Here is a 15,060-nt window from a genome sequence, read left to right as displayed (position 1 = left end):
ATGTCGCGCGGGTCCGCTGATGCGTTCAGCGGACCCGCGCTGCGTTTTCGGTGCCGCACTCACCACCAGCTCGGTGAACCTGCACCAGCTTGGTCCCTGCACCAAGCTGCTGCAGGTTCACCGAGCCAGAGGCTTATTGAGCCTATTCCCGTGCCGCACACCGGTTGATAAGATTGTCTTATGAGCTTCGTCGACGAGTACCGCCACGCGCAACGCTGTGAAGACATTGCGCGACTGCGCCGTGCACTCGCGCTCCGAGCCATGCTCGCCACTGGCATGAGTCAGCGAGAGATCGCGAAAGATCTTGGAATCTCGCAGCCTGCCGTGAGTCAGCAGCTCAAATTCGCCCCCGCTCTTGATCTGGTTCATCCGGAGATCCTCCTGGAAGCCGCTGTTCCGATTCTCACGAAACTAGCCTCAGATCACGGCTATGAGAATTTGGCTGTATTCGGTTCCGCTGCGCGCCGCGAAGCTCGAATGGACTCCGATATCGACTTGATCGTCGACGCTCCCGAAGGCACTTCGTCCTTTGCCTTCATCCGCTTCAAACAACTTATCGAGAAGGTTCTCGGCAGAGAGATCGACTTGATCGACTATGGCGGACTGAAGCCGGGGGTAGACGATGACATCCGTCGAGAAGCGGTGTCGCTGTGATGGATTGCAGAATTGCTAAGGAACTGCTTCACATCGAAGCGTGGCTCGAACGTGTCGATGAAATCGTCGCCCGAGGGAAAGACGCTTATCTCGAAGACCAGTTGCTTCAGGAAGCCGGAGATTCCCTGATGATGAAGCTCGGCGAAGCCGCAAATCGGCTGTCGCGCATGGAAGCGCGTTCGCCAGCGGGAATAGATTGGGCTCTGGCCACCGCCAATCGCAATTTCATCGTCCATCAATACGACGCAATCAATCGCTCCGTCACCTGGCTGACACTGTCCGTCGACCTCGGCGAGTGGAAACAGGCGCTTCAGCCCTCGTTCAGAGCGGCGCAATCGTCACTGCAGACGCCCTCTGAACAGACCGACTGACTCTCGGCACCGGCCAGCTCTCCAGCTTGGTGAACCTGCAATAGCTTGGTCCCTGCACCAAGCTGCTGCAGGTTCACCGAGCCAGAGGCTCACCTCTGCGGCAGGTATGCCTTCTGAGACTCGACCCATTCGTCGAGCACGCTCGCGCGATCGTCGAACTTCGCGGTCGGGAATGCGAGTCCCTTCGTGGGCACGCTGGCTCCGAGTTCGACGAGCAGCGGTCGCAGTGTCGTCTCCACCGCGAGCGTGTGCGCCGGGGATCCGATGGTGAAGACCGGGATCGCGGTCAGCCCGTGCAGACCATTCGCGTCGTACCGGTCGAGGAAGGCTTTGAGCAGCCCGGTGTAGCTGGCCTTGTAGGTCGGGGTGGCGATGACGGCGAAATCGGCGGTGGCCAGACGTTCGGTGAGTGTGTTGAGGCGGTCGGACTTCCACTCGAAGATCTCGTCGGTCACCTCGGCGAGTTCGATGGTTTCGTCGATCTCGGACCCGGTGACCTCGGCGATCTTGGCGGCGAGGTCTTCGGCGACTTGGCGGGTGCGCGAATTGGGGCTCGGGTTGCCGACGACGACGGCGATGCGTGTGGTCATAAGGGGTCCTCTCCCAACGGTTGAGCCGATGAAGGACGGACACTCGCCGCCTTCCATGACAGTCACCCTAACCATGCAGACCAGAGTCCTATTTCTCCACAGTCACAGGGAGTCACAGACGCGTTTCACCGTCACATAGCCACATCGAAGCTCAATTGATCAGATATTAAATAGCCTCAGAGCCGACTTTTGCTCCAGAAGATTCCTATTGACGTATAAACCTCATAGGTTTAAGCTCGATTTTGCCATCAGGAGTTTCCACTCGATCGCCTCGAGTCGCTCCATGGCCGGTGCGCGCAGAGCCGCGCTGCACCGCACATCGCAATGAGAACGGGCTGAAATGAGCACCACCTCTGAGAACCACTATGCGCACCCGGCGGCGCGCATCAGCGGAGCCGTCGATAACCTCCTCGGCTCTGTCGGCTATGACCGTGCAGAATCCCTCGTTGCCGCGAGTGCCACCGAAATAGACCGCTCGTTCACACCACCGTCACCGCCTCACTGGCTCAATCCACCAGGCGCTTCAGTCGATTCCTCAGATGTTCATTGGAACAACACCGTCGACGAGTCCCCGAGAACCGGAATCTTCCGCACATACACAGAGTCCACGGTCACTGGCGCACCTGTACTGACAGATGAACTGTCCGGGTTGAGAATCACCCACAAAGACAATATCGGCATCCGCAACTATCCGATCACTGCTGGCAGCCCGGCCTTGTCGGACACGCGGGCAGAGACCACCTCCCCCATGCTCCGCTCACTCGAAACGGCAGGAGGAGCGATCATCGGGGCCAACCATATGGCGGAATTCGCGCTGAGTCCCACCGGCCACAACCAATGGTTCGGAGACGGCGTCAATCCTCTCAGCGCTTCCTACCTGTCCGGGGGTTCATCGAGTGGCTCGGCAATCTCCGTCGCCACCGGCGCCTGCGATCTCTCTCTGGGTACGGACACCGGAGGATCCGTACGGCTTCCAGCTTCCTATTGCGGCCTCGTCGGATACAAACCCACCAATGGCCTCTTCTCTCATTCCGGTCTCATCCCGCTTTCCGAGACTCTTGACACTATCGGGTTGCTGGCCTCCGACACCACGATTGTGCAGCAGGCCTTCGAGGTTGTCGTCTCCGACCCCTCGGTCGTCTATATCGAAGCTCGCAGCCGGCTCGAAGCCTGCAATGCCTCAGAATTCTCCGGCTTCGCACACCTGTCCCGGTCTGCCGTCGACAGAGACTGCGACGACGAGGTCACCTCCGCATTCGCTAGTGCACTCGACGTCGTCGAGGAGATCGGACTGAGCAATACCAGTGGATTCGGACGTCTGGACGGAAATGGAGTCGACATCGACGATGCCGAGCTCAATAGAAGGTCCGTCACAGTTGTCAGTGTCGAGGCCGCACGAAACGTCGGCAGCATCCTCGGATGGAACTGGGACCTCCTCGGCGACCAGGTCCTCTCACGCGTGATCCGTGGAACTGCGATTCCCGCGATCGGCTACGCAGATGCTCTCGCCTGCCGTTCGGCCCTGACCTCAGAGTTTCTCGCCACGGCTATGGGAGGTTCGCGGTTCCTCCTCACACCGACGAGTCCGATCCTCGCGCCACAGATGTCGACGTCCAACGCGACAGGTTCCCGTGCTCGCAGCGACTACATGCGAGCCAGCAGGTACACACGCACCATCAACTATCTCGGACTGCCTGCGATCACTGTCCCGTTGCCAACTGCAGGAGGAGGCCTCTCGCCTGCTCTTCAGATCATCGGACGTCCCTACGATGACCGGACTCTGCTCTCAGTCGCAGCGACGATCGCGGAGGCCTGCAGGCAACCACAGAAATGACTGTCCAGAGAATCACCACTATTTCGGAATGAATCCGATGAAAGGCGCGACAAGGATGTCCGTTGACACCACTGCAGAACAGATAGAAATCGGGGCGCGCATGGATGCGCTCACCCCCAACACCGAGCACAGGAAGCTCTTCGCCTACATCGGCGCCGGCGCCATGATCGATGCCTACGACATTTACGTCGCAGCCGGTGTCTCGGCGGCGCTGGTCTCGACCGGCTTCGCTGGCGTCCACGAAATCGCAGTCTTCATGTCGATGACGTTCTTCGGCATGTTGCTGGGAGCAGCAACGGCTGGCTTTGTCGGTGACAAGTTCGGTCGCCGGATGAGCTATCAGATCAATTTGGCCATCTTCGCCGTCGCTGGGTTCGCCGCTGCGCTGGCTCCGAATTTCGAATTCCTCGTCGGAACCCGATTCGTCATGGGCATCGGCCTCGGTGCCGAACTCGTCCTCGCCGCTGCCATCCTCGGCGAGTTCATTCCTCCGCGCAATCGCGGGCGGTGGACTGCAGCGCTCGGCATCCTCGTGAACTCGGGTCTGCTCTTCGCCTCCGCCATCGGCGCATTGGTGATCTCGAATTTCGGATGGCGATGGATGTTCGTCATCGGGGCTGTCCTGGCGGTCATCGTGTGGCTGGCACGGCGGAGATGCCCGGAATCTCCTCGCTGGCTAGTAGTCAGAGGACGGCTGAGCGAGGCCCAGTCGATTGTCGAACGGTTCGAAGCAAAGTCGGCAACGACCTTGGCTAACAATCCGTCCGCATCAATAAGCAACACCGATGCCGATAGCCGTTCCGACGAATCATCGACGTCCAAGCGCCCTTTCTGGCAGCTAGCCATACTCGGAACCGTCCTTGCCGTCGGAGTCAACATGTTCGTCTACGGCTTCATCTCCTGGATGCCGACGTTCTTCGTCGAACAGGGCATCGACGTCTCCCACTCCCTGGCTTATACGACGGCGATGGCACTCGGCGCACCTGGTGGAGGCCTCGTCTGCCTGCTGCTCATCAATAAGCTCAACCGCCGCACGGCAATCGTCGTGTTCTCGATCATCGTCATACCGCTCGGCCTGGCCTATGCGGCCGCGCAGTCGATCCTCATGATCGTCATCATCGGCATCCTGCTCGTTACTGCGATCTACACCCTGGTGACGTTTGTCCTCTACTCCTACATGCCCGAGCTCTATCCGACCCGCTTCCGTCTGCGCGGAACCGGCATCTCATACACCTTCGCTCGCGGCGCGTCGATCGTCGTGCCGTTCGTCATGTCGGGACTGTTCGTGGCATTCGGGATCTTCGGCCCCATCGGCTTCGTCTGCGCTATGGCCGTGTGCATGATCGCCGTCGTCGTTGCGATACCCATCGAAACCCGCGGACGCAGCCTCGAAGAGATCTCCTGATCTCGCCTTTTCCGATGAGACAGCACTCCCCTGACTTTTCAGCCACTGCCCACTAAGAAAGTAGAAACATGACAATCCACGACGCCACCATCGGCCGGTTCTTCGAGGACTACACCGTCGGTGACATCTATCAGCACCCTTTCGGACGCACCATCACCGAGGCAGACAACGTCTGGTTGACCAACCTGACCCTCAATACGAACCAGAACCACTTCAACGAACACTTCGCTTCGCAGAATCCGATCACCGGCGGCAAGATCATCGTCAACTCCGGTCTCACTGTGGCCATGGTGCTCGGCCTGAGCGTGTTCGACATGAGTCAGAACGCGATCTCGAACCTCGCCTTCACGGACATCAACTTCCGCCACCCCGTCTATGTCGGCGACACGCTCTACGCGGAAAGCGTGTGCACCGAGGCTCGTCGGTCGAAGTCCCGTGACTACGCAGGCATCATCTCGATGACGACTCGCGGCCTCAACCAGGACGGCGTCACCGTGGTCAGCTGGAAGCGTTCGGTCATGATCGCCACGAGAGACAGCGGAATCGGCCAAGGGCATTTCCCCGACGCGACGGACTCGGTCAGCGACTACAGCTGAGCACCATGATGAGCACGCCTTTCCCGCAGCCGCGGACTACGCATCAAGACAACACAACGAGCTCAAGAGGAGACAGGATGCAGCCCCTTGAAGACATCCGAATCATCGCTGTCGAACAGTACGGTGCAGGCCCCTGGGGATCCATGCAACTCGCCGATCTGGGCGCCGATGTCATCAAGATCGAAGACCCGAACACCGGCGGCGATATCGGACGTTACGTTCCGCCGTTTCGCGAAGATACCGATTCGCTTTTCTACGAGTCCTTCAACCGAAACAAGCGCAGCATCGCACTGAGCTTGAGTGATGCAGACGATCGTGAGATCTTCGACCGCCTCGTTGCCAGCGCCGACGTCGTCTATTCGAATCTCCGCGGCGATGTTCCGGCCAAACTCGGCATCACCTACGCTGACCTGCAAGAAATCAATCCTCAAATCGTGTGTTGCAACCTGTCAGGTTATGGCGGAGGTTCGGCAGCGAAGCGGCCGGGCTACGACTACATGCTCCAATCTGCAGCCGGATGGATGGACATCACGGGCGAGCCCGACGGACCACCCACGAAATCAGGTCTGTCCCTCGTCGACTTCAGCGGCGGACTCGTCGCCGCAATCTCGATGCTCGCGGCGGTCCATGCCGCCCGTCGAGACGGAGTGGGCACTGACTGCGACCTCAGCCTCTTCGACACGGCGGTGTCGATGCTGACCTACGTGGGCAACTGGCACCTCAACGAGGGATTTGAGCCGCAGCGAACTCCCAAGTCCTCCCACCCGTCACTCGTCCCGTTTCAAGCCTTCGAGACCAGCGACGGTTGGATGACCGTCGGCTGTGCCAAAGAGAAGTTCTATCTCCGCCTCGCCGAGGTGGTCGGAGATGAAAGACTGACCGAAGACAGGTTCTCAAGCTTCGACAATCGGATCGAGCACCGTACAGAGCTCCTCGACATCCTCGACGAAGCGTTCCTCAAGCGCACCGCCGATGAGTGGGTCGAACTGTTGGAGACAGCCGGAGTTCCCGTGGCCAAGGTCAAGAGTGTGGCTGAGGCGCTGCAAGACCCACTGGTCACCGAACGGGGTCTGGTCTTCGACACCGAACACCATCGGTGGGGAACGATCCGCAATATTGCAACGGCACCGCGAGTCGGACCGCCGCTGACGAGAAATCTTGCCGCCCCGACGATCGATGAACACCGCGCCGAGCTCCTGGAAGAGCTCGACACCACCACGAACAGCAAAGGAGCCTGAGAGAATGTTCGAACTCAGCGAAGAACAGAGCGATTTCAAGACATCGCTTCGGACTTTCGTCGACAAGGAGATCATCCCCGTAGCCCGAGAGATGGAGGCAGAGGGTGAATACCCGACTGACATCATTGACAAGCTCAAAGAGATGGGACTGTTCGGGCTGACCATCCCCGAGGAGCACGACGGCCTGAACATCGATCCTGTCTCTTTCGGAATCGTTTTCGAGGAGCTTGCCCGTGGATGGATGGGCATCGCTGGAGTCCTCGGTAGCCACACGATGGCGGCGAAGATGATCGCCGAACACGGCACCGACGAGCAGAAGTCGAAGCATCTCTCCGCCCTCGCTTCGGGAAAGCAGCGCACAGCCCTCGCTCTGACCGAGCCCGATGCCGGGACCGATCTGCAGGGCATCAAGACGACGGCGAAGAAGGTCGGCGACAGGTACATCATCAACGGGGCCAAGATGTGGATCACCAATGCGAGGCATGCCGATCCGTTGCCGGTTCTCGTGAAGACCGATACCGCAACAACACCGGCTCACAAGGGAATGAGCATCCTCCTGGTCAGCGCGGACACCCCCGGTTTCGAAGTCACCAAGGACATCCCGAAGCTCGGCTACAAGGGCCCCGAGAGTTGTGAGATCGTCTTCGACAACTGCGAAGTGAGCGCCGACGCTCTGCTCGGCGGAGTCGAGGGCCGAGGTATGCAGCAGGTACTCTCTGCCCTGCAATGGGGACGAGTGAATATCGCTGGACGTTCCGTCGGCATCGCGCAAAGGGCACTCGAAGAATCAGTCACCTACGCTCAGGAACGCGAATCCTTCGGTCAGCCCATCTCCCATTTCCAAGCGATCCAACTGCGGGTCGGACGGATGGCAACACGCGTGCAGGCGGCGCGTCAGCTGATGTACTGGTCGGCTCAGTCGCTGCTCAAAGGTCGGGCAGACGGAGAGACCGGCATGGCAAAGGTCTTCTGTTCAGAAGTCGCCCTCGAATCCGCAATCGAAGCGATGTCCATCCACGGCGGCTACGGCTATTCCAAGGAGTATGAGATCGAACGGCTGTATCGCGATGCACCTCTGATGAGCATCGGCGAGGGCACCAATGACATCCTCAACACAGTGATCGCCAAGTCGATCTTCTCCGGCCGCACCGCGATTTGATATCAGGAGTTCTCATGACCAGCATCTCAGAATCAATTGCCTCATCAGTTGCTTCGATCAGCCTCGATGACATTCCGTCAGACGTACAGTCGCGTGCCCGCCACCTTCTGCTCGACTCCGTCGGTGTCGCCCTTGCCGCCAGCAATCAGGAATTCGCAGCAGTCACTTTGGCCGGACTCGCGGAGCTCAACCCCGGTGAGACACCGGTCATCGGCAGCTCGACCACGCTCTCGAAGACCGGAGCAGCGATCGCCAACGGTCTGATGATCCACGGCCATGACTTCGACGACACGCACATAGCGGCCGTATCGCACGTCAGCGCTTCCTCTCTTGCTGCTGTCATCAGCGCCAGCGCCACTGACGAATCGATCAGCTTCGGCGACCTGCTGCTCAGCTACATTCTCGCCATCGAGGTGAACTCTCGTCTGGGAATGGCCGTTGACGGACGGTTCCACGACAAAGGATTCCACCCCACGGGCATCCTCGGGGCGTTCGGATCGGCAGTCGGTGTCGGCGTCTTACGCGGACTTCCTATCGACAAACTCGTTGACGCTCAGGGCATCGTCGGTTCGTTCTCCTCCGGCCTCCTCCAGTTCCTCGATGAGGGAGCTCCGACAAAACGGCTGCACCCAGGTTGGGCGGCCAACGCAGGTCTCCATGCCGTCTCGCTCGCCGCTGCCGGATACACGGGCCCGACGGAAATCTACGAAGGCCGATTCGGTCTTTATCGAACTCACATCCAGGACGAAAGCGTCCCGGGGCTCGGAGCGTTCGAGAACCTCGGTGAGTCGTGGGAAGTGGCGAATGTTGCCGTCAAACCGTTCCCCACGTGCCACTTCACCCATTCGTTCATCGATATCGCGTTGCGTCTCCGGCAGGAACCGAACTTCGACTTCGACCGAATCACATCGATCTCGGCGAAGATCCACGATGTACCAGGCGCGGTGGTCTGCAAACCGGCCGCGGACAAGCTGCGTCCCCGCAGCGAGTACGATGCCAAGTTCAGCCTGCCCTATCTCACAGCTGCTGCTCTGCGGCATGGGCAGATCACGTTCTCGGAACTCGACGAAAAGGCTCGCACCGATGAGTCGGTTCTCAGTGTAGCTGCACAGATGGACGTCGAACACGACCCAGAGAGCCTCTATCCGAAGGCCTTCTCAGGAGACCTGGCTATTACGCTCGACGACGGCACTGCTTTCCACGAGGCGGAGCAGATCAATCGTGGTCACGAATCCCGTCCGTTGACCAACGCCGAGGTAGCTGAGAAGTTCTCCATGTGCGCTGCCCCGGTCGTCGGCTCCGCGCGGGCAGCGGAGATCGCAGCAATCGTGACAGATGCTCCAGTCGACCGACCAGCCGCCGCTGTCATCGGAGGTTTCTGTGGTTGACGTCGGATCCGGGCCAGGGAACGTCAACACTACGAACATGCCGAAAACAGACCTGTCTGGCCCCGGATGGCTGTTCGTCCCGGCAGACCGGCCCGAGCGCTTCGCGAAAGCCGCTGCTGTCAGCGACCAGATGGTCATCGACCTCGAAGACGGAGTTCGCGAAGCAGATAAGGAGACAGCCCGAAGCCTGCTGCGGCGATCCGAGTTCGTTCCGACACGGGCCTGCCTGCGCATCAACGGCTTGTCTACTGCTCATGCCGAACGAGACATCGAGCTCGCACGGGAGTTGGGTTTCGGTTCCGTCATGGTTCCGATGGCAGAATCACATCAGCCCTTCACTCAGCTAGCTGGCTTCAGCGTCGTCGCCCTCGTCGAGACGGCTCGCGGGGTCGTCGAATCCGATCGCATCGCGGCTCACCCCAACGTCGATGCTTTGGCCTTGGGAACGGCAGATCTGCAATTGGATCTGGGAGCGCGCGACACAAAAGGGACCGCCGGTGTGTTCGAGGACCTGCTCGCATTCGCCCGGGCGACACTGCTCTTCGCAGGTCGCGCTCACCACGTTCCCGTCATCGACTCGGTGCATGCCACTGTGGCCGACGATGCGGGGCTGCGACGTGCCGCCGCAATAGCGTCAGCGTACGGAATGGACGGCAAACTGGCGATCCACCCGAAACAGATCGAAATCATTCGCGGCGAGTTCGCCCCCAGCGAGTCAGAGGTGGCTTGGGCAGCGACTGTGGTCTCCGAAGCTGAATCCCGAGCTGCAGGTGCGTTCGTCCTCGATGGCGAGCTCGTCGACGAAGTCATCATCCGCAGGGCGGAAAGTGTTCTCGCCAGGGCCCACTGACCTGAGTACCCGGCGGCACCTCGATCCGACACGGATGTGCGCGAGCCAAGCACTCTGTGGACGGCTATCGCACTACCATGGCATCACAGGCGATCGTCTTCGGCTGCAGACGACCGACTCGACGAGCCTGACAAGGAGAGTGGACAGAATGCCCCAGTGCGCCCGCCTCAACCGAATGACGGTCAGGACTTCAGATGGTTGAGTCGAAAACCGCCTACGCCGTCGTTGCTGAGAAGATCCGTCGAAACATCCTCGACGGGACCTTTGCTCCCGGCTCTCGCCTGCCCTCGGATGCCGATCTGCGCGAGACCTACGCTGTCGGACAGAGCACCATTCGCGAAGCACTGCGTACCCTGTCGAGCGAGCATCTGGTCAAGAGCGTTCGCGGCGTCAACGGGGGCACATTCGTCACGATTCCGACGGTCGGTCATTTGGGTTCGCAGTTGGAAGTCGGAGTCACGCTCCTGGCGACCTCCGACTCGATCTCAATCGACGATCTCATGGAGATCCGACACGTCACCGAAGTGCCGGCAGCCGGCTATGCCGCCTCGAGGCGAACCGACGACGACCTGGAAAAGCTGCGAAACTCGGATCCGAGTCTGCGCAGCGAAGAATCATCGTTTTCCAGCCATTCGACCTTTCATCAGCAGATCGTCGAGGCGGCGCACAACCCCTTGCTCGAAGTCGTGACGATCCCTCTGTTCAATGCACTGCAGAACATCGTCGGCGAAGCGAATGCTGCTGCAAACATCGGCACCAGCGTGAGCCACGATCATTCGGCGCTCTTCGACGCGATCGTCCGACGTGACTCCATGGCCGCGATGTCACTCATGCGCCAGCATCTGGATTCCGTCTCTGAGTACTACCGCAGTCGCGGTCTCTGATTCGGTACTAGTGAGGGCCCTCCTACAAGAAGAGGGCCCTCACTAGTGCTGAGCATTACGCAGATCAATTCTCGGCGTTTCGAACTTGAGAATCTCGAGACCTCAGTGCCGACGTTGCCGCATCGTCGACGACCCACCGTTCAGTATCGATGACGACACCATAATCACGAGCAGCCTCTTCCGAGGTCAGATACTCATCCCATACATCATGGAGAACCGCAAAGGGGTCTCTCCTGAAAGGGTCGCCGAATCCGCCTCCTGAGGGCATCCGGATCTCCAAGGTGTCTCCTGCGTAAACGATCTCCTGAGTGACCTTCGAATGGAGCACCTCTTCTCGTGCCGTTCCAGGATTGCGAACGAAAGACCCGGAGACTCCGTCCGCGCCGCCCAACACACCCGCGGGCGGATCGCTTCGATTGTCGGCCTCGGACCCGAGGAAGGTGTCTGTCATCATCAGCCAGCGGCGGACACTGCCAATGCCGCCTCTCCATTGTCCTGGTGCCGGAGATTCATCGCGCAGCTCGTATCGTTCGGCGCGCATGGAGTGGTTGAGTTCGAGTTCCTCAATCGGGTTGTTTCTCGTATTCGCCATCAGCGCGTCGACGGCGTCGAGCCCATCTCGGCCATTGCGACCACCGTACGAACCTTCATTGATCTCGATGTACACCCAGTAGCTCTCTCCATCTTCCGCAACTCCCGAATATGCGATGGCGCAGAGCGCGGACGATGAACCGGCAACCGCCTGGTCCGGCAGAATCGGTGCCAACGCCAAGTTGATCGAGTCGAAGACACGATTGACCTGTGAGAATCGAGCAAAGCACGAAGCAGGGAAGTCTGGGTTGAATATTGTTCCCTCGGGGGCATAGGCCCGGACCGGACGGAAGCAGCCGTCGTTTTGAGGGACGTATTCCGGAGTCGTCTCCTCGTCGAGCAATATCGTTCGGATGGCGCTCACCGCAACCGGCAACACCGAGCCTTCGAAGGGAACGTTGAATGCTGTAGGAACCTGGTCGTTCGAACCGGTGAGATCGATAAGCACTTCGTCGTCTTCGATGTCGACTCGGACCTCCACCTTCAATGGGACTCCGCGGTTCTTCCCATCATCGTCGAGGTAGCCGATCGGCGCTTCATAGCTGCCGTTCGGCAATTCGCGAATCCGGCTCCGGAGCATGTTCTCCGAATAGTCCATCCAGGCTTCGCTCGCGCTCATCACAGTATCGAGGCCATACGTCTCGAGGAGTTCGACGAATCTCTTTTCCCCGATACGAGCGCATGACACGAGCGCCTCGAGGTCGCCGCGGTTCTGCTCCGGCGTTCTGACGTTGTCGAGGATGTGCTGAATGAGCATGTCGTTGCGCACGCCCGCATCGTAGATCTTCATCGAGTCCATCAGCTTGCCCTCTGCCCAGACGTCGACAACGTCCATGCACAGTCCCGGGAAATTACCGCCAATGTCCGATACGTGCCCTGTGCATCCGGCGAAACCGATGTGTTCGTCGTTCCAGAAAATGGGAATGATGATTCCGTAATCAGGCGAGTGAGCTGCACCGTGGTACGGATGGTTATGGAGAATCACATCTCCGGGACGGTAGGTTCCTGCAAGCCGTCGATTCACTCCCTTGATATAGGCAGGGATCGACCCACAGTGCATCGGTGTCGAGTCCGATTCGCAGAGTTCCCGTCCATAGACATCGAAGATTCCAGCTCCCAAGTCCTCTGATTCTCGGATGAGACTCGAATACGCCATCCGGTAGAGAACCTGGGCCATCTCCTTCGCCATGGAATCGAGGGCGCCTCCGATCACACGCAGGGTGATTGGGTCGACCTCGACCGGGTTCCACGTGCGATGAGGAACCTCAGGAGCCAGCGAGACACCTGTCTTCGGCATTGTCGTTTCACTCATTGTGCGTACCTTTCGATGATGATGTGTCCGAGGTCATCAACTGTGGCCCGTTGCCCGATTCCAATGACAGTTGTCGAATCGAATTGTTCGACAATGGCCGGTCCTTCGAATACGTTGCCCGAACAAAGAAGCTCTCGGGAATAGACGTCTGTATCGACCCATTCCGGATCGCCCGCGTCATCCGTCCACATCAGAGTCTGTGTCGTCGCCACCTTCGCAGGAGAGGAGTCGGCATCGCCAACATCGATCTTCGGAAGCCTGATCTGAGGCACCATTCCAATACCGGTCATCCGCACATTGACCAATTGAACCGGCTTGTCGTCAAACCGTTGTGAGTACATACGCCCGTGTTGCTCGTGGAAGGCTTGAGCGACCCGTTCCACCCAGTCGGCATCGATCTCACCGCTCGGTGCCTGAACTCGCAGTTCGTAGCCTTGCCCGACGTACCTGCAGTCAACGCTGCACTCAACGTCAATGTGCTCATCAGGGATTCCGTCGCCTTTGAGCTGCGCGACGGCTTGGTCGGTCAGGCGAGCGACTTCGCGCGCAAGCAGGTCGATGTCTGCCTCATCCGACGAAGTCCACACCGTGGTCGGAACTTCGTAGCGGATATCGGTGGCCAGGAGGCCCACCGCTGAAGTGATCCCAGGGTGCGTTGGCACAATGATCCGCGGAATATCGAGTTGCTTTGCGATATGCCATGCGAAGAGCGGACCGGCGCCGCCTTCGGCGACCAGGGAGAAGTCTCGTGGATCGTAGCCCTTGCGGACCGAGTGCAGACTGATCGCTTCGGTCATCGAATGCGCGAGCACCGTGAAGATGCCCATAGCCGCCTTCTCGATGCTCTGGCCCAAGGGTTCAGCGATTTGTTTCCTCACTGCCTCTTCTGCGAGCTGCGGTCGGACTTCCATGGTTCCCGAGAGGAAGCTTTTCTCACGCAACCATCCGAGGACCACCATGGCATCAGTCGAGGTGGGTTCAGTGCCACCACGGCCGAAACACGCGGGCCCCGGCACCGCACCGGCGCTGCGTGGGCCGACACGGAACATGCCTCCTTCGTCGATCGATGCGATCGAGCCACCGCCTGCCCCGATGGTGTCGACTTCAGCCATGGGAACCATTGCGTGGTAGTCGCCGATACGGGTATCGAGCAAGTGTTTCATCCGCAGACGTCCGTCGGGTGCGACTCCGACGTCGGCCGAAGTGCCACCCACATCAAGCGTGATTACGCTCGGATAGCCGGAGGCCGCTCCGATTGCGCAGCCTCCGATGAGCCCGGCGACGACACCACTCGTCAGGAGCGAAACCGGGGTTTGGCGAGCGCTCCTGGCAGTGACGAGTCCGCCAGCGGAGGTCATGAGGTGGACGTCGTCGCTCACGCCCGCGGCACTCGCCTCGTCGACGAGTTTCGAGATGTAGTTCGATGTCTTCGGTCCGACGAAGGCGTTGAGGGCGGTCGTCGAGAATCGCTCGTACTCTCGATACTGGCTGGCAACTCCGCTGGACAGCGAGATGAACGCCTCTGGGAACTCTTCCTCTACGATTTCGCGTGCCCGTTGTTCGTGGGCGGGATTCTTGTAGGCGTGCAGGAACGCGATGGCCACCCCAGCAACTCCACGCTCCCGCAGGAGCCGCGCTTCCTGTCGAACGGCGTCTTCGTCCAGCGAGGTGAGAACGGCTCCGGACGCATCTATGCGTTCGGGCACTGTCCGCCTGTTTCGGCGAGGAACCAATTGCCATTTCTGCCAAGGCAGCTCCTGATAGTTCGAATAGTTCAGAGGACGCTTCTTCCGCGCAATGTGGAGGAGATCCCTGAACCCTTCAGTCGTGATCAGTCCAACATCGTCACCGTTGTGCTCGAGGACGATGTTGGTCGCCACAGTCGTCCCGTGGAAGAACATGTCGATGCTTTCGAGGTCGATCTCCGCTTTGACCGCCAGCGCAGAGATCCCCTTCATCGTGCCGACTGACGGGTCCTCATTGGTCGAAGGTGTCTTATGTACTGTGGTTGTGCCGTCGTCGTCCCATAGGACCAGGTCGGTGAAGGTTCCGCCGACGTCAACTCCAAGTCGTCTCATGGAAGTCCAATCAATGTGTAGGAGGATTTCAGTGATGGCTGACACTGCTCTGTGCGCACCACTGAAGCGAATATACATCAGATATATAGAGGCCGCTAGACCCAATTTCC

At 59.5% G+C, this 15,060-nt stretch carries 13 protein-coding genes; 10 read left to right on the top strand and 3 right to left on the bottom strand.

Annotated elements, in window-relative coordinates:
* The first annotated feature begins 180 nt into the window (after positions 1–180).
* A complete protein-coding gene (locus ACSBQT_RS02320) occupies positions 181–654 on the top strand; it encodes a nucleotidyltransferase domain-containing protein (RefSeq protein WP_410709525.1) in 474 nt (157 codons plus the stop codon).
* Positions 654–1,025: a HepT-like ribonuclease domain-containing protein gene (locus ACSBQT_RS02315; RefSeq protein ID WP_410709524.1), complete on the top strand. Its 372-nt coding sequence runs from the start codon at positions 654–656 to the stop codon at positions 1,023–1,025. Before ACSBQT_RS02320 ends, ACSBQT_RS02315 begins: the two co-directional genes overlap by 1 nt.
* Before the next feature lie 89 nt (positions 1,026–1,114).
* On the opposite strand, the gene ACSBQT_RS02310 is transcribed toward ACSBQT_RS02315, so the two are convergent.
* The gene (locus tag ACSBQT_RS02310; protein WP_410709523.1) at positions 1,115–1,615 is read right to left on the bottom strand and encodes an NADPH-dependent FMN reductase; all 501 of its coding nucleotides are present in this window, start codon (positions 1,613–1,615) and stop codon (positions 1,115–1,117) included.
* A 649-nt stretch (positions 1,616–2,264) separates the two neighbouring features.
* On the opposite strand from ACSBQT_RS02310, the gene ACSBQT_RS02305 reads away from it, so the two are divergent.
* The 8 genes from ACSBQT_RS02305 to ACSBQT_RS02270 all read left to right on the top strand — a co-directional run bounded on the left by ACSBQT_RS02305 (position 2,265) and on the right by ACSBQT_RS02270 (position 10,969).
* Entirely contained in the window at positions 2,265–3,449 is a 1,185-nt protein-coding gene (locus ACSBQT_RS02305) for an amidase (RefSeq protein ID WP_435000784.1), read from the top strand.
* Between the two features lie 55 nt (positions 3,450–3,504).
* Positions 3,505–4,854 carry an MFS transporter gene (locus ACSBQT_RS02300; protein ID WP_410709521.1) on the top strand — a complete coding sequence of 450 codons (1,350 nt, stop codon included), beginning with the start codon at positions 3,505–3,507 and terminating at the stop codon, positions 4,852–4,854.
* Between the two features lie 68 nt (positions 4,855–4,922).
* On the top strand, positions 4,923–5,450 hold the full coding sequence (locus tag ACSBQT_RS02295) for a MaoC family dehydratase (RefSeq protein ID WP_410709520.1): 528 nt from the start codon (positions 4,923–4,925) through the stop codon (positions 5,448–5,450).
* A gap of 77 nt (positions 5,451–5,527) precedes the next feature.
* Positions 5,528–6,688 carry a CaiB/BaiF CoA transferase family protein gene (locus tag ACSBQT_RS02290; protein WP_410709519.1) on the top strand — a complete coding sequence of 387 codons (1,161 nt, stop codon included), beginning with the start codon at positions 5,528–5,530 and terminating at the stop codon, positions 6,686–6,688.
* 4 nt (positions 6,689–6,692) lie between these two features.
* Positions 6,693–7,847: an acyl-CoA dehydrogenase family protein gene (locus ACSBQT_RS02285; protein WP_410709518.1), complete on the top strand. Its 1,155-nt coding sequence runs from the start codon at positions 6,693–6,695 to the stop codon at positions 7,845–7,847.
* Positions 7,848–7,861: 14 nt separating this feature from the next.
* Complete coding sequence (locus tag ACSBQT_RS02280) at positions 7,862–9,235, top strand: MmgE/PrpD family protein (RefSeq protein WP_410709517.1); 1,374 nt, start codon at positions 7,862–7,864, stop codon at positions 9,233–9,235.
* 37 nt (positions 9,236–9,272) lie between these two features.
* Complete coding sequence (locus tag ACSBQT_RS02275) at positions 9,273–10,085, top strand: HpcH/HpaI aldolase/citrate lyase family protein (RefSeq protein ID WP_435000783.1); 813 nt, start codon at positions 9,273–9,275, stop codon at positions 10,083–10,085.
* A 194-nt stretch (positions 10,086–10,279) separates the two neighbouring features.
* A complete protein-coding gene (locus ACSBQT_RS02270) occupies positions 10,280–10,969 on the top strand; it encodes a FadR/GntR family transcriptional regulator (RefSeq protein WP_410709515.1) in 690 nt (229 codons plus the stop codon).
* A 64-nt stretch (positions 10,970–11,033) separates the two neighbouring features.
* Here ACSBQT_RS02270 and ACSBQT_RS02265 read toward each other — a convergent pair whose 3' ends face one another.
* Positions 11,034–12,872 (bottom strand): hydantoinase B/oxoprolinase family protein, encoded by a 1,839-nt coding sequence (locus ACSBQT_RS02265; protein WP_410709514.1) that lies wholly within the window; start codon positions 12,870–12,872, stop codon positions 11,034–11,036.
* Entirely contained in the window at positions 12,869–15,028 is a 2,160-nt protein-coding gene (locus ACSBQT_RS02260; protein WP_435000782.1) for a hydantoinase/oxoprolinase family protein, read from the bottom strand. Before ACSBQT_RS02260 ends, ACSBQT_RS02265 begins: the two co-directional genes overlap by 4 nt.
* Positions 15,029–15,060: the final 32 nt, after the last annotated feature.

This window comes from Brevibacterium sp. H602 (assembly GCF_051172395.1).
Classification (GTDB): domain Bacteria; phylum Actinomycetota; class Actinomycetes; order Actinomycetales; family Brevibacteriaceae; genus Brevibacterium.
The sequence above is the reverse complement of the archived record's forward strand: the minus strand, read 5'-3'. Positions and strand labels throughout refer to the sequence as shown.